Origin of the sequence: Streptomyces sp. NBC_01707 (assembly GCF_041438805.1) — a bacterium.
Taxonomy (GTDB): domain Bacteria; phylum Actinomycetota; class Actinomycetes; order Streptomycetales; family Streptomycetaceae; genus Streptomyces.
In genome coordinates, this window is record NZ_CP109190.1 from 9,213,133 (window position 1) to 9,230,856 (window position 17,724).

12 protein-coding genes and 1 pseudogene are annotated in these 17,724 nt (G+C 69.3%); 9 read left to right on the forward strand and 4 right to left on the reverse strand.

Translation table 11 applies throughout. The annotated features are described in order from the left end of the window. The first annotated feature begins 97 nt into the window (after positions 1–97). The 4 genes and pseudogenes from frc to OG963_RS41190 all read left to right on the forward strand — a co-directional run bounded on the left by frc (position 98) and on the right by OG963_RS41190 (position 5,505). Positions 98–1,327, forward strand: coding sequence for a formyl-CoA transferase (gene frc, locus OG963_RS41175; protein ID WP_371800086.1), 1,230 nt, complete (start codon positions 98–100; stop codon positions 1,325–1,327). Positions 1,328–2,375: 1,048 nt separating this feature from the next. Continuing rightward, positions 2,376–3,763, forward strand: a pseudogene (locus tag OG963_RS41180) (OFA family MFS transporter). A gap of 192 nt (positions 3,764–3,955) precedes the next feature. Continuing rightward, on the forward strand, positions 3,956–4,507 hold the full coding sequence (locus OG963_RS41185; RefSeq protein WP_319330839.1) for a carbonic anhydrase: 552 nt from the start codon (positions 3,956–3,958) through the stop codon (positions 4,505–4,507). Positions 4,508–4,701: 194 nt separating this feature from the next. Next, on the forward strand, positions 4,702–5,505 hold the full coding sequence (locus tag OG963_RS41190; protein WP_371800087.1) for an acyl-CoA dehydrogenase family protein: 804 nt from the start codon (positions 4,702–4,704) through the stop codon (positions 5,503–5,505). On the opposite strand, the gene OG963_RS41195 is transcribed toward OG963_RS41190, so the two are convergent. Beyond that, a complete protein-coding gene (locus OG963_RS41195) occupies positions 5,466–6,152 on the reverse strand; it encodes a GntR family transcriptional regulator (RefSeq protein ID WP_371800088.1) in 687 nt (228 codons plus the stop codon). The genes OG963_RS41190 and OG963_RS41195 overlap by 40 nt on opposite strands. Before the next feature lie 427 nt (positions 6,153–6,579). Between OG963_RS41195 and OG963_RS41200 the strand changes: the two genes are divergently transcribed. From OG963_RS41200 to OG963_RS41220, 5 genes are all read left to right on the forward strand, one after another. After that, positions 6,580–7,110, forward strand: a complete 531-nt coding sequence (locus tag OG963_RS41200; protein ID WP_319740396.1) for a formate dehydrogenase subunit gamma — start codon at positions 6,580–6,582, stop codon at positions 7,108–7,110. Beyond that, positions 7,107–8,696 carry an NADH-quinone oxidoreductase subunit NuoF gene (locus OG963_RS41205; RefSeq protein WP_319740397.1) on the forward strand — a complete coding sequence of 530 codons (1,590 nt, stop codon included), beginning with the start codon at positions 7,107–7,109 and terminating at the stop codon, positions 8,694–8,696. Before OG963_RS41200 ends, OG963_RS41205 begins: the two co-directional genes overlap by 4 nt. Next, a complete protein-coding gene (gene fdhF, locus OG963_RS41210) occupies positions 8,693–11,515 on the forward strand; it encodes a formate dehydrogenase subunit alpha (protein ID WP_319740398.1) in 2,823 nt (940 codons plus the stop codon). Before OG963_RS41205 ends, fdhF begins: the two co-directional genes overlap by 4 nt. Positions 11,516–11,519: 4 nt before the next feature. After that, on the forward strand, positions 11,520–11,732 hold the full coding sequence (locus OG963_RS41215; protein WP_319740399.1) for a formate dehydrogenase subunit delta: 213 nt from the start codon (positions 11,520–11,522) through the stop codon (positions 11,730–11,732). A gap of 512 nt (positions 11,733–12,244) precedes the next feature. Then, entirely contained in the window at positions 12,245–13,657 is a 1,413-nt protein-coding gene (locus OG963_RS41220; RefSeq protein ID WP_362277506.1) for an OFA family MFS transporter, read from the forward strand. Positions 13,658–13,866: 209 nt separating this feature from the next. Here OG963_RS41220 and OG963_RS41225 read toward each other — a convergent pair whose 3' ends face one another. The 3 genes from OG963_RS41225 to OG963_RS41235 all read right to left on the reverse strand — a co-directional run bounded on the left by OG963_RS41225 (position 13,867) and on the right by OG963_RS41235 (position 17,675). Continuing rightward, positions 13,867–14,565 (reverse strand): GntR family transcriptional regulator, encoded by a 699-nt coding sequence (locus tag OG963_RS41225; protein WP_319740401.1) that lies wholly within the window; start codon positions 14,563–14,565, stop codon positions 13,867–13,869. Positions 14,566–14,658: 93 nt separating this feature from the next. After that, a complete protein-coding gene (gene pntB, locus OG963_RS41230) occupies positions 14,659–16,125 on the reverse strand; it encodes a Re/Si-specific NAD(P)(+) transhydrogenase subunit beta (RefSeq protein WP_030934761.1) in 1,467 nt (488 codons plus the stop codon). After that, a complete protein-coding gene (locus OG963_RS41235) occupies positions 16,122–17,675 on the reverse strand; it encodes a Re/Si-specific NAD(P)(+) transhydrogenase subunit alpha (protein WP_319740402.1) in 1,554 nt (517 codons plus the stop codon). The genes pntB and OG963_RS41235 overlap by 4 nt, the downstream gene beginning before the upstream one ends. Between the last annotated feature and the right edge of the window lie 49 nt (positions 17,676–17,724).

Sequence of the window (17,724 nt, forward strand, 5' to 3'; positions counted from 1 at the left end):
GTCGCGCAGGGTGTGCGCGTGGCGCCGGGTCCCGCACGACCGTGTTCCTCTCCAGCCCGAACCCGACGACACGACACATCAGCGAGGTGAGGACGGCATGGCAAAGGCACTGGAAGGCATCCGAGTTCTGGACATGACGCACGTGCAATCCGGGCCTTCGGCCACCCAGCTGCTCGCCTGGCTCGGCGCCGACGTGGTGAAGCTCGAGGCGCCGAGCGGCGACATCACGCGCAAGCAGCTGCGCGACCTCCCGGACGTCGACTCCCTGTACTTCACGATGCTCAACTGCAACAAGCGGAGCATCACTCTCAACACCAAGAGCGAGCGCGGCAAGGAGCTGCTGACCGAGCTGATCCGCCGCTCGGATGTGATGGTGGAGAACTTCGGGCCCGGCGCCGTCGACCGGATGGGGTTCACCTGGGAGCGGATCCAGGAGATCAATCCGAAGATCGTCTACGCGTCCATCAAGGGCTTCGGTGAGGGTCCGTACACCAATTTCAAGGCGTACGAGGTCGTGGCCCAGGCCATGGGCGGTTCGATGTCCACCACCGGGTTCGAGGACGGTCCGCCGCTCGCGACCGGCGCGCAGATCGGCGACTCGGGGACCGGCGTCCACGCCGTCGCCGGCATTCTGGCTGCCCTGTTCCAGCGGGAGAACACCGGACGTGGGCAGCGCGTGAACGTGGCCATGCAGCACGCCGTGCTCAATCTGTGCCGGGTGAAACTGCGCGACCAACAGCGCCTGGCACACGGTCCGTTGGTCGAGTATCCGAACGAGGACTTCGGCGACGAGGTGCCGCGCAGTGGCAACGCGAGCGGCGGCGGGCAGCCCGGATGGGCCGTGAGGTGCGCGCCCGGCGGGCCCAACGACTACGTGTACGTGATCGTGCAACCGGTCGGCTGGAAGCCGCTGAGCGAGTTGATCGGGCGGCCCGAGCTGGCCGATGACCCCGAGTGGGCGACCCCGGAGGTGCGACTCCCGAAACTCGGCAAGATGTTCCAGCTGATAGAGGAGTGGACCTCGACGCTCCCCAAGTGGGACGTCCTGCAGAAGCTCAACGCCCACAACATCCCATGCGGCCCGATCCTCTCCACCCAGGAGATCATCGCGGACGAGTCGCTGGCCGCCAACGAGATGGTCGTCCGGGTGGAGCACCCGGAGCGCGGCTCGTTCACCACCGTCGGATCCCCGCTCAAGCTCTCCGATTCCCCCGTCGACATCACCAGCTCGCCGCTGCTCGGCGAGCACAACGAAGAGGTCTTCGTCGGGGAACTCGGTGTCAGTGAAGAGGAGTTGGCCCTGCTGCGGACCGGCGGGGTGATCTGATGCCGCTCGGACCGGCCGACGGCGTTTTCCTGCGTACGTGCTGTCGCCACGGCCGCCGTGATGGCCGCACCGCTCGGCGCCGGTCGCACTCTGTGGACCGAGTCGTGTCTCGGATCCACGGGTATGCGCACTGCGCCGCCCGTACCGCCCGTACGACCTCGGACTGAGGCGTCGGCCCTCATCGTGCCCGCGGCGGCGGACCTCGTCCGCCGCCGCGGCGCGGGTGCGAGGCCGGACGGTGTGTTCTCAGGCGCCCCCTGGCACCGTCCGGCCCGCCCACCCGGCGTCATCCCACTTCACGACGGCACGGTGGAACGGCAACACAAAGTCATGAGCGTCGCCGTGAGCGCCGTCGACGCCCCGTCGCGCCATCGCCGCGCATGCGCTGCCCCCAGCCGCGAGGTCCTCAACTTCTTCGGGTTGCAAGGCGATGTGACATCGGCAGGCCCAGGGGCGGGGTCCGCGCCGTGCACGTCCACGGCGACACGCACAGCGGTCGCAGCGCCATAGGGGCCGTCCTCCGGACGTGTGCACGACGGCGGTGGAACGCCGGGCTCGCGGGTTCCGGATCGTCGGCCGTCCGAAGCCGCACGGGTCGACGGCCGCGTACGGCTCGGAGCCCGTGCGCCGGTGTCACCGGGCGGCGACGCCGACCTGAGCAACGCCCGGCCACTCAGGGGAGATTGTGATCCGATGGGAGCCCGCTGCGGTCCGACGCGGTGTACGCGGACCTCCGCGTGACATCCGGGCGAGAAAGACGCAGTGCGGCCCCTAGACAGGGCGGCCACCCCTCTACAGAATACGGTCTACTCCATACCGTATGCAAAATCTCCGCGTGTGGAGTGGATCACTGTTTCGTCGTCGTGGAGGGGGTCGCACATGTGGTGACGCGAAGTCAGGACTCGTGAGCGCACGCGCGCTCCGGGCCGGTCCAGGGTGCAGGGAACCCGGCCGGCTGTGGGGCGGCTCGCGGGCGGACCGGTCCTGACGGCACATGAGAACCAGGCAGGGGGCGCTGACCAGGGTTCTGCGACGTAGGGAAAATGGCATGACGACAACTGACATACAGTCACACATCCCCTTCAGGGGGGTGACGGACGGCAACGGCCGTGTGTACCGGCTCGGTGAGACCGACCGGGACATCATGCGGAGGCCGCGCTGGACCATGGTGCTGTTCCCGTGGCTCGGCATGATGGGTATCAGCTCGTCGGAGTACGCGTTCACGTCCGCCGAGGAGACGCTGCATGACGCGCACTTGTGGGCCAGCGGCCATATCTTCTGGCTGATGGGGGTCTGGATCTTCTTCCAGGCGGCCGTCGCCTTCCCGGCCGGGCAGCTCCGTGAGAGCGGGAGGCTGCCGGCCAAGAGAGCGATGATGCTCGGAGCGCTGGGCACCCTGCTCGGCTATCTCTCGCTGGCGTACGCGCCTCATGTCATCGTCGCCTACTTCGGCTTCGGCATGTTCAGCGGTATCGGCGCCGGACTCGTCTACGCGACCTGTGTGAACATGGTCGGCAAGTGGTACCCGGAGCGCAAGGGCGGCAAGACCGGCATGGTCAACGGCGGTTTCGCCTATGGCTCGGTGCCGTTCGTGTTCCTCTTCACCTCGTACATGGATCTGTCCAACTACCAGGGTGTACTGGTCTCGGTCGGGGTCGTCTGCTGTGCGGTCGTCGCGGTCGCGGGCTGGTTCTTCAAGGACCCGCCGAAGAACTGGTGGCCCCACCACGTCGACCCGCTGAAGGTCTCGGACGACCCGAGGATCGTGCGTTCGCTGGCCAAGAACCCGCCGGCGGTCAAGCAGTACACCCCGCGCGAGGCGGCCCGGACCCCGGTGCTGTGGATGATGTGGTTCTGCCTGCTGTGCACGGCGGGCATCAACATCTTCGGTATCGCCATGCAGGTGCCGTTCGGCAAGGAGATGGGGTTCGCCGGCGGCATCGTGGCCACGGCCATGTCGCTCAAGGCGATCGTGAACGGTACCGGCCGGGGGTCATCGGCTGGATCTCCGACCGGTACGGACGCCGCAACACGCTGATCATCGTCTGTCTGGTCCTGGGTTCCGCACAGTTCGGGGTGTTCTTCTCCGGCGACATCGGCTCGATGCCGTTCTTCCTGTTCTGCTCGATGGTCTCCGGGTTCGGTGGCGGCGCCATCTTCCCGCTGTTCGCGGCGATGACCGCGGACTACTTCGGTGAGAACAACAACGCCTCCAACTACGGAATGGTCTACAGCTCCAAGCTGATCTCCGGCCTGGTCGGTTCCGGTGTCGGCGCGGTCGTGGTCGGCGCCTGGGGCTACGGCGGTGCCTTCGCCCTGGCAGGCAGCATCGGACTCGCCTCCGCGGTCCTGGCGGTGTTCCTACGGGCACCCGGCCGGTCCGAGCGAGATGGCGTCAGCACGGCCACGGACGCGGTCGCGAGGGAGGCGCTCTGAGCAGGGGATGAGGGTTCGGCCCCGCCGCGCGCGGGGCCGAGCCGGGGTGTCCCCGCGCGGAGCACCCGCGCTGGGTGCCCACGCTCCTGACGACCACTTCTGATCTCCCTTCTGTCGCCCCGGTTCGCCGGGGCGACAGCGTTCTGCCCGGCTCCGTTCTTCCCGAGCATCGACCCTGAGAGGCGACCGAGCATGTTGACATCGACACCTTCCGGTGCCCGCCCGTCCAACGGTTCCCCTGGCCAGGAATCGGTCATCGACTCCCTGGTGCGGGCCAACCGCGCCTACGCCGACGCGTTTCGCGACCCCGGCATGGATGCCCGTCCCGTCCTAGGAGTGGCGGTCGTGGCGTGCATGGATGCCCGAATCGACCTGCATGCCGCGCTGGGCCTCGAGCTGGGCGACTGCCACACCATCCGCAATGCCGGTGGAGTGGTCACCGACGACACCATCCGCTCCCTCACCATCAGCCAGCGGGCCCTGAAGACCCGGAGCGTCGTGCTCATCCACCACACGGGGTGCGGCCTGCAGACGCTGACCGAGGAGTTCCGGTACGAGCTGGAGCGGGAGGTCGGGCAGCGGCCGGCCTGGGCCGTGGAGTCGTTCCGGGACGTCGACCAGGACGTGCGGCAGTCGATGCGGCGGGTGCGTACGTCGCCGTTCCTGGCGCACACCGACGACGTGCGGGGTTTCGTCTTCGATGTGGCGTCGGGGCTGCTGAGGGAGATCTCGGACCTCGACTGAGCGCGCCCGCATCTGCGACTTCGCGCCCTTGGAAAGCGAGTCGGGTGGCCGTGTCCGTCCGAACACATAGCGCTGCGGGCGACAATCGAATACTGTATGCAATCCAAGTGCCTCGCCGATCCGGGATCCGCGGCCGAGGCCATCGGGACCGCCCGCCCGGGGCGGATCGGACATCGCACCTGAGGGGGCGCCCCGTGTCGTATCCCAGCGCATTGCATGACGTCCTGGACCACATCATCGCTCCGGCCGGCGAACTGGCGTGTCAGGAAAAGAAGTTCCCGCGCGCGGCGGTCATGGCCCTCGGCCGGGCCGGGCTCCTCGGGCTGACCTGCTCGGCAGAACCCGCCGGTGGCGGCACCGACTTGGCACGAGCCGCCGAGGTGGTCGCCCGGGTCATGCCCGTGTGTCCGGCCACGGCCGCGGTGCTCCAGTCCCACTATGCGGCGGCCGCGGTGGTCGAGACGTGCGGCGGCCGGTGGCTGAGGGGTGAGGTGGCGGCCGGCCGCCACCTGTGCACCCTGGCGGTGGTGGAGGACGGCGCCGGGGGAGAGGTGCGCCCGACCGCGCGGCGTACCGGAGGTGTGGTGGCGCTGCGGGCCCGCAAGCGTGATGTGGTTGCCGCGGGTGAGGCGGACAGCTATGTCTGGTCGTCGCCATCTCTCGGCTCGGACGGTGGCCTGACGCTCTGGGGGGTGCCGGCTCACGCTCCCGGCCTGTTCGTTCCGGCGCACCCCACCGGGGCGCCGCTTGCCAGCGCCACGTCCACGGTGGTCGCCGATCCGGTGCGCGTCCCGGCCGAGGCGATGCTGGGCTCGGACGGCGAAGGTTTCAAGATTCTGCTGGGCGCCGTACTGCCGTGGCTGCTCGAGCTGTGCGGTGTCGTCGGGTCCGACGCGGTGCACCCCTCGCTCGGCGCGCTGGCGCGATCCGCTTCAGGGGCCACGCACACCGGCGACGGTCAGGCGTTCGCGGCCTCCGCCGCGATGGCTTTGCGGTAGGTGCGGGTGCGCTCGGTGTGCTTCCGCATGATCTCGCCGGCCCGCTCCGGGTCGCCCTTCGCGATGGCCTCGATGAGGCGGGCGTGCTCGTTCCAGGAGCCCTTGGAGCGGGAGTTGGCGATCGGGGTGTAGTACCAGCGGACCTTGCGCCCCACCTGTGCGATCAGCTCGGTGAGCACGTCGTTGCCGCCCACGGATGTGATGTAGGTGTGCAGGGCCGTGTTCGCGGCGACCAGGCGGTCGGTCGTACTCTCCGCCAGTGCGTCCAGGCCCTCCTGCTGGAGCTGCCACAGGCGCTCGATGTGCTCGGGCTTGGCGTGCTGCGCCGCCAGTTGTGCGGAGTAGGTCTCCAATACCGTACGGACGTCGAGGAGTTGGGTCGCCTCATCCTGCGTGGGGGTGTGCACGAACGCCCCCTGGGCGGGCCTGAGGTCGACCCAGCCGTCCGTGTGCAGGCGCTGGAGCGCCTCGCGCACGGGCTGCCTGCTGACTCCCAACTGCTCGGCGAGATCTGATTCGACCAGGTGCTGGCCCGATTTCAGGGTGCCGTTGATGATCAGCTCTGCCAGGGCATCGGACACCGCCTGGCGCAGCGGTGTCGGGCGGGCGACGCGCCGGGCGGAGCCGGCAGTCAGGCCTTGGCGCATGGTTCTCCTGTTCCGCCCCCGAGCTCACCGAGTCGGTGGCTGTGCCGGCCGTTACCCCCGGGCGGACCGCGCGGCGGTCGGTTCAGGATACAGGTTTTCGTATGCAGTGTGATGTCCAGCGACGACCTTGCGTGATGTCCCGCAGGGGCGGAGGCCGGTCGCGCTCCGGATCAACGCAGAGCGTCAACAGTGGAGTTGACCGGCCGTCGGGGAAGATCGGCAAAGATGACTCCATGCGGGATTCTGTATGCAAAAAGCTTGTATGCATCAGGGTTGCGTGCTTCGCTAGGACTGTTTCGCCCCTTGCGCCGAGCGTGCGAGGGGAGGTCGAGGTGCCCCTGTGAACGCGAACCGTGGTGCTCGGACCGGACCCCCAGGTGCCCGTGCCCGTACCCCTTCCACGGCCCTGACGAAAGGCCGCACGACCATGAACATCCGGACCAGTGATCCGACGGTGGAGCAGGTGGTGAGGAAGATCGCCGCCGCCCATCGCGAGCAGCGTGGAGCTCTGTTGCCGATCCTCCACGCCGTGCAGGCCGAACTGGGACATGTGCCCAAGGAGGCCGTACCGGTGCTCGCCGACGAGCTCAACCTCTCGCGGGCCGACGTGCACGGGGTGGTGAGCTTCTACCACGACTTCCGCGCCGAGCCCGCGGGTCACCGTACGGTCCGCGTCTGCCGCGCCGAGGCCTGCCAGGCCCAGGGCGCGGGACATCTCGTGGAGTACGTACGGCAGATGGGGCTCACTCTGGGCCGAACCGCCGAGGACGGTTCGGTCACCGTCGAGCAGGTCTTCTGCCTCGGCAACTGCGCCCTCGGCCCCGCCGTCGAGGTCGACGGACGTCTGTACGGCCGGGTGGACACGGAGCGGCTCGGCGCGCTGCTGCACGGAACCGACCAGACGCGGCGCGACGGCGTCGGCGCGACATCCGACGGAAGCGAGGCACCCCGGTCATGACCCAGCATCCCGCACAGCCCCATGTGCGGATCTACGTCCCCCGCGACTCGGCCGCCCGGTCCGTGGGCGCCGACGAGGTGGCCGCTGCAATCCAACAGGCTGCCGACGGCGCTGACCTGGCCGTCGATATCGTACGCACCGGATCGCGCGGCATGCTCTGGCTCGAACCGCTGGTCGAGGTCGCAACCGAGCGCGGGCGTATCGGCTACGGTCCGGTGACCCCTGACGACGTTCCCGCACTGCTCGCCGCCGGGCTGTCCGACGGCGACGAGCACCCCCTGCGCCTCGGCCCGGTGGACGAACTGCCCTGGCTGGCCCGGCAGAACCGGGTCACTTTCGCGCGCGTCGGCGTCATCGATCCGCTCGATGCCGACGACTATCTGCGCCACGGCGGTCTCACCGGGCTGCGCACCGCGCTGAAGCTCGCGCCGGCCGACGTGGTCGCCGAGGTGACCGACTCGGGCCTGCGTGGTCGTGGCGGGGCGGGCTTCCCCGCAGGCATCAAATGGAAGACCGTCCTTGACTGCCCGGGCGAGCTGAAGTTCATCTGCTGCAACGCCGACGAGGGCGACAGCGGGACCTTCGCCGACCGCATGCTCATGGAGGGCGACCCGTTCCTGCTCATCGAGGGCATGACGATCGCCGCGCACGCCGTCGGCGCCCGCGAGGGCTACTTCTACATCCGCTCCGAGTACCCGGACGCGGTCGCCACGATGCGCGCCGCCATCGACATCGCCCGCGAGCGCGGTTGGCTCGGCACCTCGGTCCTCGGCACGCCGCTCGACTTCGATCTGCATGTGCGGGTCGGAGCGGGCGCGTACATCTGCGGCGAGGAGACCTCCATGCTGGAGAGCCTGGAGGGCAAGCGCGGCATGGTCCGCGCGAAGCCACCGATCCCCGCGATCGAGGGCCTGTTCGGCAAGCCGACCGTCGTCAACAACGTCCTGACGCTTGCCACCGTCCCCGTCGTCCTCGCCCAGGGCGCCAAGGCGTACCAGGAGCTGGGAGTGGAGCGCTCCCGTGGCACCCAGGTGTTCCAGCTCGGCGGCAACATCGCCCACGGCGGCATCGTCGAGACCGCCTTCGGTATCACGCTGCGCGAACTCATCGAGGAGTACGGCGGTGGTACGCGATCGGGCCGGCCGGTGCGCACCGCGCAGGTCGGCGGGCCGCTCGGCGCCTACCTTCCGCCCTCCTCGTTCGACCTGCCGATGGACTACGAGGCGTTCGCCGCGGCCGGGGCGATGGTCGGACACGGCGGCATCGTGGTCTTCGACGACACCGTGGACATGGCCGCCCAGGCACGCTTCGCCATGGAGTTCTGCGCGGCCGAGTCCTGCGGCAAGTGCACCCCGTGCCGGGTCGGTTCGGTGCGCGGCGTCGAGGTGATCGACAAGATCGTGGCGGGGGAGCAGAGGGACGAGAACCTGGCACTGCTCGACGACCTGTGCGAGCTGATGACCGAGGGCTCGCTGTGCGCGATGGGCGGACTGACCCCGCTGCCCGTGCGCAGCGCCCTTGCTCACTTCGCGGACGACTTCCTCGGCGAAGTCCCCGCCGACACGAGGACGGAGGGCACGGTATGACCCTGCTCAAGGAACCCGATCACGGCACCCCGGAGCGACCGGGGGAGGCCACGGTGGCGCTCGAGGTGGACGGCATGCCGGTGAGCGTGCCGGAGGGCACCTCGGTGATGCGTGCCGCCTCGCTGGCCGGCGTCGACATCCCCAAACTGTGCGCCACCGACTCCCTGGAGGCGTTCGGCTCCTGCCGGCTGTGCGTGGTCGAGATCGACGGCCGGCGCGGCACACCCGCCTCCTGCACCACCCCGTGCGCCGACGGTATGAAGGTGCGCACCCAGACACCCAAGGTGGAGAAGCTGCGCCAGGGCGTCATGGAGCTCTACATCTCCGACCACCCGCTGGACTGTCTGACCTGCCCCGCCAACGGCGACTGCGAGTTGCAGGACATGGCGGGCGTCGTCGGACTGCGCCAGGTGCGTTACGGCTACGAGGGGGAGAACCACCTCGATGCTGAGAAGGACACCAGCAACCCCTACTTCGACTTCGACGCGTCCAAGTGCATCGCCTGTTCCCGCTGCGTCCGTGCCTGCGGCGAGGTCCAGGGCACATTCGCCCTGACCATCGAGGGGCGTGGCTTCGACTCAAAGGTGGCGGCCGGCGCGGGGGAGTCCTTCATGGACTCCGAGTGCGTCTCCTGCGGAGCCTGCGTTCAGGCGTGCCCGACGTCCACGCTCCAGGAGAAGTCGGTCGTCGACCTCGGCATGCCCACCCGCTCGGTCCTCACCACCTGTGCGTACTGCGGCGTCGGCTGCTCCTTCAAGGCCGAACTGCGCGGCGACGAGCTCGTCCGCATGGTGCCGTACAAGGACGGCGGCGCCAACGAGGGCCACGCGTGCGTCAAGGGACGCTTCGCCTTCGGCTACGCCACGCACCCCGACCGTGTCCTCAAGCCGATGGTGCGCGAGAGGATCACGGACCCGTGGCGCGAAGTCGAGTGGGACGAGGCCATCGCCACCGTCGCGCGCCGGATGCGGGCGCTGCAGGACACGTACGGGACCGGCGCGGTCGGCGCGATCACCTCCTCGCGGTGCACCAACGAGGAGGTGTACGTCGTCCAGAAGATGGTCCGCGCCGCGTTCGGCAACAACAACGTCGACACCTGTGCGCGCGTCTGCCATTCGCCCACGGGATACGGGCTCAAGCAGACCTTCGGTGAATCCGCGGGCACCCAGGACTTCCGGTCGGTCGCCGAGGCCGACGTCATCATGGTGATCGGCGCCAACCCCACCGACGGACACCCGGTGTTCGCCTCCCGGATGAAGCGCCGACTGCGCGAGGGCGCCCGGCTCATCGTGGTCGACCCGCGCCGCATCGACCTCGTACGCTCGCCGCACATCGAGGCCGACCACCATCTGCAACTGCGACCGAGCACCAACGTGGCCGTGGTCAACGCCATGGCGCACGTGGTGGTCACCGAGGCGCTCGTCGACCGGAGCTTCGTGGCCGAGCGATGCGAGGGCTACGAGGAGTGGGCCGCGTTCGTGGCCCGCCCGGAGAACAGCCCCGAGGCCGTCGAACCGGTCACCGGGGTCCCCGCCGAAGAACTGCGCGCGGCCGCCCGGCTGTACGCCGGCGCACCCAACGGTGCGATCTACTACGGTCTGGGCGTCACCGAGCACAGCCAGGGATCGACCATGGTCATGGGAATGGCCAACCTGGCGATGGCGTGCGGGAACATCGGCCGCGACGGCGTGGGCGTCAATCCGCTGCGCGGCCAGAACAACGTCCAGGGATCCTGCGACATGGGCTCCTTCCCGCACGAACTTCCCGGGTACCGGCACGTCTCCGACGACGCGGTGCGCACCGTGTTCGAGGACCTGTGGGGCACCGCCCTGCTGCCCGAGCCGGGGCTTCGCATCCCCAACATGTTCGACGCGGCCATCGACGGCTCCTTCCGCGGCCTGTTCGTGCACGGCGAGGACATCGCGCAGTCCGACCCGAACCTGAAGCACGTCACCGCGGCCCTCGAGGCGATGGAACTCGTCGTCGTCCAGGACCTGTTCCTCAATGAGACCGCCAAGTTCGCGCACGTGTTCCTGCCCGGGGCGTCGTTCCTGGAGAAGGACGGCACCTTCACCAACGCGGAGCGGCGCATCAACCGGGTGCGCGCGGTGATGGCGCCGAAGGCGGGCAAGCACGAGTGGCAGATCGTCACCGAGATCGCCACCGCCATGGGGTATCCGATGGCGTACGACCACCCGAGCCAGATCATGGACGAGATCGCCGCGGTGACCCCGACCTTCGAGGGCGTCTCCTTCGCGCTGCTCGACAAGCTGGGCAGCGTCCAGTGGCCGTGCAACGCCGACGCGCCCGAGGGGACGCCCGTCATGCACACCGACGAATTCGTCCGCGGCAAGGGCAGGTTCGTCGTCACCTCGTACGTACCGACCAATGAGCGCTCCACCCGCCGCTTCCCGCTGGTGCTCACCACCGGGCGCATCCTCAGCCAGTACAACGTCGGGGCGCAGACACGCCGCACGGGCAACGTCGCCTGGCACCCCGAGGACGTACTGGAACTGCACCCCCACGACGCGGAGGACCGCGGGATCACCGACGGCGACCAGGTCACCCTGGCCAGCCGGGTAGGCCGCACCACGCTGCGGGCCCTGGTGTCGGACCGGATGCCGACGGGCGTCGTCTACACGACCTTCCACCACCCGGTCACCGGAGCCAACGTGGTGACCACGGAGAACTCCGACTGGGCGACCAACTGCCCGGAGTACAAGGTGACGGCCGTCCAGGTCGCCCTGGCGCCGCCGGGGCACGAAGGGGCCACCGGGGCCTCCGAGGCCCCCGTGGGCGCCCTGACGGCGGGGGACTGACAACATGTCCGCCACTGAGCCGTCCGAGTGCCGCATGGCCAATGACATCGCCCTGAACCTCGCCCATCTGCCCAACGGGCAGGCGGCCATCGAACTGGCCGGACACATCGACAGGTTCTGGGACCCGCGGATGCGCACCAGGTTGCGCGCGCTGGTGGAATCCGACGCGCCGGGCGTGCTCCCGCTGGTCGTGGAGGCGGTGAAGTTGCTCCGCTGACGCAGGAGTTGAGAGAGCGGCCCGCTGCGATGTGACGCAGCGGGCGCTGTCTCGTGCAGCCCCGCGGGGAGCCCCGCGGGGCCCTTCGGCATGCCCGGAACCGGTCGTGCCGCTCGACTGTGTTCCGTAACTGCACAGTGCCAAAGGGTAGTTGGGTAATGCACTGGTCAAGCTTCGCGCTGCCCCACTGGACACACGATTTCGATTCTCCATACCGTATGCAATCACCGGTCGGGCTCCCTGCGCCGCGACCGGCAGGTCAGTTGTCTGCCATACCTCGCCGCGGTCCCGAACCCGCCGCGCCGAGGCCGAACCACCAGGTCACCGCCTGCACGCCGGCGGACTCCGGGATGCCGCCCCGGACCCGTGACGCGCCGACGGCGTACCCCCTACCCGCGCCCGGCGAGAGCCCGGGCGCGCACCGTGGAGGGGAGTCGCTTTCACCCACCGCATGAAGAGCAAGGCCCCAGGGGGCGCACGCCAAGCTCTTTTTCAGGCAAGGGAAGGCACACATGTCAGAAACACCGCAGGCGACTTCCTCCTCGTACCGCGAGGTCGCCGATGCCAATGGACGCATCTATCGGATCGGGGAGAGCGACCGCTCGATCCTGGGCAGGCCTCGGGCGTGGATGGTCTGGCTCCCGTGGATCGCGATGATGGGCGTCAGCGTCTACGAATACGGTTACAGCTCGGCGGAGGCGACCCTCGAGCACGCCCATGGCTGGACCCTTACCGAGGCCTTCTGGATCGCCAGTATCTGGGCGGTTTTCCAGGCGGGCGTCGCCTTTCCCGCGGGCAGGCTCCGGGAGACCGGAAAGCTGTCCGCCAAGACGGGAATGCTCCTCGGGGCGGTACTGTCCGGGCTCGGTTTCCTCTCCATCTCCCACGTCTCGAACCCGATCGTGGTGATACTCGGCTACTCGGTGCTCGGCGGCGCCGGCTCCGGACTCGTCTACGCGACCTGTATCAACATGGTCGGCAAGTGGTATCCGGACAACAAGGGCGCGCGGACCGGCTTCGTCAACGGCGGATTCGCCTACGGCACACTGCCGTTGATCTTCGTGTTCAGCTACTGGTTCCACGCCGACAACTACCGGTTGGTCCTCGACCTGATCGCCCTGGGCATGGTCCTCCTCGTCGGCAGCTGCGGCTTCTTCTTCCGCGACCCGCCCAAGAGCTGGTGGCCGCACGACGTGGACCCGCTCAACCGTGGCGGTGGCGAGGACGCCGAGCGTGTGGCGCGCAGGCTGCGTAAGAACCCGCCGGCCAAGGGCCAGTTCACTCCCATGCAGGCGATCAGGACCGGCCAGCTGCCGCTGATGTGGTTCGCCCTGGTCTGCATCGGCGGCGTCTCGCTCTTCGGCATCAATTTCCAGGTCCCCTTCGCCAAGAGCCTAGGGTTCGGGCCGCTGATCGCCGCCTCGTCGGCGGGTGTGCTCGCCGTGGTCAACGGGGTGGGCCGGGCCGCCGTTGGGTGGCTGTCGGACACCCTGGGCCGCCGCCAGACCCTGACGCTGGTGCTCGTGATCGCGGGCGTCGCGCAGTTCGGCGTGCTGTGGTCGGGGCAGGCCCACAACGAGCCGCTGTTCCTGATTTTCGCGTTCGTCAACGGCTTCGGCGGCGGTGCCTTCTACCCACTGTTCGCGGCACTGGTCCCGGACTACTTCGGGGAGAACAACAATGCCACCAACTACGGCCTCGTCTACAGCGCCAAGCTGGTCGGCGGTGTCGGCGGTGGTGGCCTGGCGGCTTCGGTGATCAGCGCCTGGGGCTACGCGGGCGGCTACTACCTGGCAGGCGGCATCGCCTTTTTGTCGGCTCTGATCACCTTGCTGCTGCGCCAGCCCGGCCGGCCCGCGGACCAGGAGCGGCCCGCCGCGCCGGCCGTCGCCGACAGCCTCGGGCTGACCGGCGCGGCGAACTGAGCGAACGCCCGGGCGCAACTTCGCGCCCGGGCCCCGCGGACCGTGCGCGGGCGCCGACACAGCGTTGGGCGGCGGCGGCAGTCGTCCGGCGCGGCGCCCGTGGCACGGGTCGGGCCGGACGGTGGGGTGCGCTCCCTGCTCCGTCCGGCCCCGGCCCATTTCCGCGTCAGGTCCCTCATGTGTGGTGTGGTCGGTTGAAGTCGCCGCGGTCACACCCCGGCCGGGGGTGCCGCGGTCAGCTGCCGGCAGTAGAAGTCGGTGGTCGTCCTGGTGTGATGGTGCATCAGTTCCTCTGCCCGATCGGCGTCACCGGCCGCGATGCGGTCGATGATGTCGGCGTGCTCGTTCCACGCGTCCTTGCCACGTGGCCGGGCGATGGGCATGTAGTACCAGCGCACCCGGCGGTCGACCTGCCGGATCAGTTCGGCGAGGATGGGGTTGCGCGCGAGCTCGGTGATGAAGCCGTGCAGCGCGGCGTTCGCCTCGACGATGCCGCGGGCGTCGTCCGCGGAGAGCGCAGCTATTCCGGCGGCCTGCAGTTCCCACAGGCGAGCGATGTCCGGACCGGTCGCGTACTGTGCCGCGCCTCGCGCCGAGTGGGTCTCCAGGACGGCGCGGACGCTGAGGAGCTGGGTGGCCTCCTCGACGGTCGGACTGTGCACGAATGCGCCCTGCGCGGGGCGCAGGTCCACCCATCCGTCGGCCTGGAGGCGCAGGAGCGCTTCGCGCACCGGTTGGCGGCTCACGCCGAGTTCCTCGGCCAGTTCGGCCTCGATCAGATGCTGGCCCGGCTGGAGTACGCCCCCCACGATCAGCTCGATCAGGACGTCGTAGACGGCCTGGCGCAGGGGCACGGGCCTGTTGACAGGTGTCGTCACGGTGGCTGGGGAAGTGCGTGGCTCGCGCATGGGCTCCCTGGTGGTGGGCGGCGGGGAGGTGCCGGCGATGGAGCGAGAGGGATCACCTACAGCATATAGGCTTCTGTATGCAATCTGTGTATGTCACGCAGGTGCTGGCTGTTCCGCCGGCCGGCGTCCCGCTTCCGGGTTCGGGTCACTCGCCGCCAGTTCGCGCAGGATCGCTTCCACACTCTGCTTGGCGTCACCGAAGAGCATGCTGCTGTTCTCCCGGAAGAACAGCGGGTTCTGCACACCTGCGTACCCGGAGGCCATGGACCGCTTGAACACGACCACGTGCTCCGCCTCCCACACCCGCAGCACCGGCATCCCGGCGATGGGGCTGGCCGGATCGTCCATCGCCGCCGGGTTGACGGTGTCGTTGGCGCCGATGACCAGAACCACCGACGTGCCGGCGAAGTCGTCGTTGATCTCGTCCATCTCCAGGACGATGTCGTACGGTACGCGGGCCTCGGCAAGGAGTACGTTCATGTGCCCCGGCAGTCGCCCCGCCACGGGATGCACGCCGAAGCGCACGGTCACGCCGCGCTCCCGCAGACGGCGCGTCAGCTCCGCCACCGGGTGCTGCGCCTGGGCGACCGCCATGCCGTATCCCGGCGTGATGATCACCTGCGTGGCGCCCGCCAGCACGCCGGCGGTGTCCTCGGCGCTGATCTCCCGGTGCTCGCCCTGCTCCTGCTCGCCGCTGGGTGCGGCCTCGACGCCGAAGCCACCCGCGATGACGGAGAGGAAGGACCGGTTCATCGCCCGGCACATGATGTACGACAGGTAGGCGCCGGAGGAGCCGACCAGCGCCCCGGTCACGATGAGCAGGTTGTTGTCCAGCAGGAAGCCGGCCGCTGCGGCGGCCCAGCCCGAGTAGCTGTTGAGCATCGAGACCACCACGGGCATGTCACCGCCGCCGATGGAGGCGACCAGATGCCACCCCAGGACGAGCGCGAGCACGGTGACGGCGATCATCAGGGCGAGGCTCGGGCTGACGGTGAACCAGACGGTCAGGGCCACGAACGCGATCAGGGCGCCGACGTTGAGCAGGTTCTTCCCGGGCAGGGTCAGCGGCCGGGACTTGATGCGCGCCGACAGCTTCAGGAACGCGATCACGGAACCTGTGAAGGTGACCGCGCCGATGAAGATGCCGATGAACACCTCGGCGTGATGGATCCGTAGCAGCGACCCGGCCAGCTCGGTGGCGCCCGGGCGCTGTGCCTCGACCTCCAAGTAGCTGTTCCAGCCGATCAGTACGGCGGCGAGCCCGACGAGGCTGTGCAGCACGGCGATCAGCTCGGGCATCTGGGTCATCTCGACCCGGCGGGCCTGCCACAGGCCGATCGCGCCACCGATCGTGCCCGCGACGGCGATCAGCGCGATCGACTCGCCGGAGACGGAGCGCCCGGCGACGACGACGGTGGCGACGAGCGCGAGCGCCATGCCCGCGACGCCGTAGGCCACCCCCGCACGGGCGGTGTGGTGCCGGGAGAGTCCCGCGAGGCTGAAGACGAACAACAGCGCGGCGACGATGTCGGCGGCCTGGGCCGCTGTGGATGCGTTCATCGAACCTCGCCTTTCGAGAACATGCCGAGCATGCGACGGGTGACGGCGAACCCACCGAAGATGTTCACGGTGGTGAGCAAGATGGCCAGGAAGGCCAACACGCTGATGGCCAGGGGCGGGTGGCCGATCTGGAGCAGCGCCCCGACCACCACGATCCCTGAGATCGCGTTGGTCACCGACATCAGCGGGGTGTGCAGCGCGTGGTGGACCTTGCCGATCACGTAGTAGCCGATGACGACGGCAAGCGCGAACACCGTGAAGTTGGCGGCGAGCTGGGCGGGCGAGATGGCGATGAGTGCGAACAGGGCGAGCATCCCGAGCCCGATCAGTCCGTAGCGGCCCGCGGGTGACAGACGCCGCGGCGGCGCCGGATCGACCGCTGACACCGACGGGGCCGGGGCCTTCGCGGGTGCTGCCGAGACCGCGACGGGGGGCGGCGGCCACAGCGTCTCGCCATCGCGCACCACGGTCACCGTCCGCTGTACGACGTCCTCGAGGTCGAGGGTCAGCTGCCCGTCCCGGCCCGGGGTGAGCAGCTTCAGCAGGTTGACCAGGTTCGTGCCGTACAGCTGTGAGGCCTGGGCGGGCAGTCGGCCCGCGAGGTCGGTGTAGCCGATGATGGTGACGCCGTTCTCGGTGACGACAGCCCGATCGCTCACCGTCCCTTCGACGTTCCCGCCCTGCGCCGCCGCCATGTCGACGATGACGCTGCCCGGTTTCATCGAGGCCACCTGATCGGCCGTGATCAGCCGTGGCGCCGGGCGGCCCGGGATCAGGGCCGTCGTGATGATGATGTCGACATCCCTGGCCTGCTCGGAGTAGATCTCGGCGGCCCGCAGGTCGTACGCCTCGGAGGTGGCTCGGGCGTATCCGTCGCCCGCCGACTCCTGTTCGACCTCGACGGGCAGGAACTCGCCGCCCAGTGACCGTACTTGGTCGGCGACCTCGCTGCGTGGGTCGGTGGCCCGGACCACCGCGCCGAGGCTCCCCGCGGCGCCGATGGCCGCGAGGCCGGCCACTCCGGCGCCGGCCACCAGCACCTTGGCGGGAGGCACTTTGCCTGCCGCGGTGACCTGTCCGGTGAAGAATCGTCCGAAGGCGTGGGCGGCTTCGATGACCGCCCGGTAGCCGGCGATGTTGGCCATCGAACTGAGCACGTCCAGGGACTGGGCCCGCGAGATGCGGGGCACGGCGTCCATGGACAGCGCGGTCAGATGCTTGCTCGCGAGCCGGGTGAGGAGTTCGGGGTGTTGGGCGGGGGCGAGCAGGCCGACGATCGTCGCCCCGTCCCGCAGCCGTCGCACCTCGTCGTGGGACGGCGTGTTGACCTTGAGAACGACATCGGCGCGCCATGCGTCGTCGAGGCGAGCGCCTGCCTCGACGTACGACGCGTCGGAGAAGCCCGATGCCTCTCCGGCGCCGGTCTCGACGACGATCTCGTAGCCGAGGCCGATCAGGCGGCGGACGGTGTCCGGCGTGGCCGCCACTCTGGTCTCCCCGGAGGTCGACTCGGCGACGACGCCTATGCGTTGTGGTGGTGGCGCAGACATTGCTCTCCTTCTCTCAGTGGCCTTGCGGGTCCGTCGGTGCGCGGCGGGC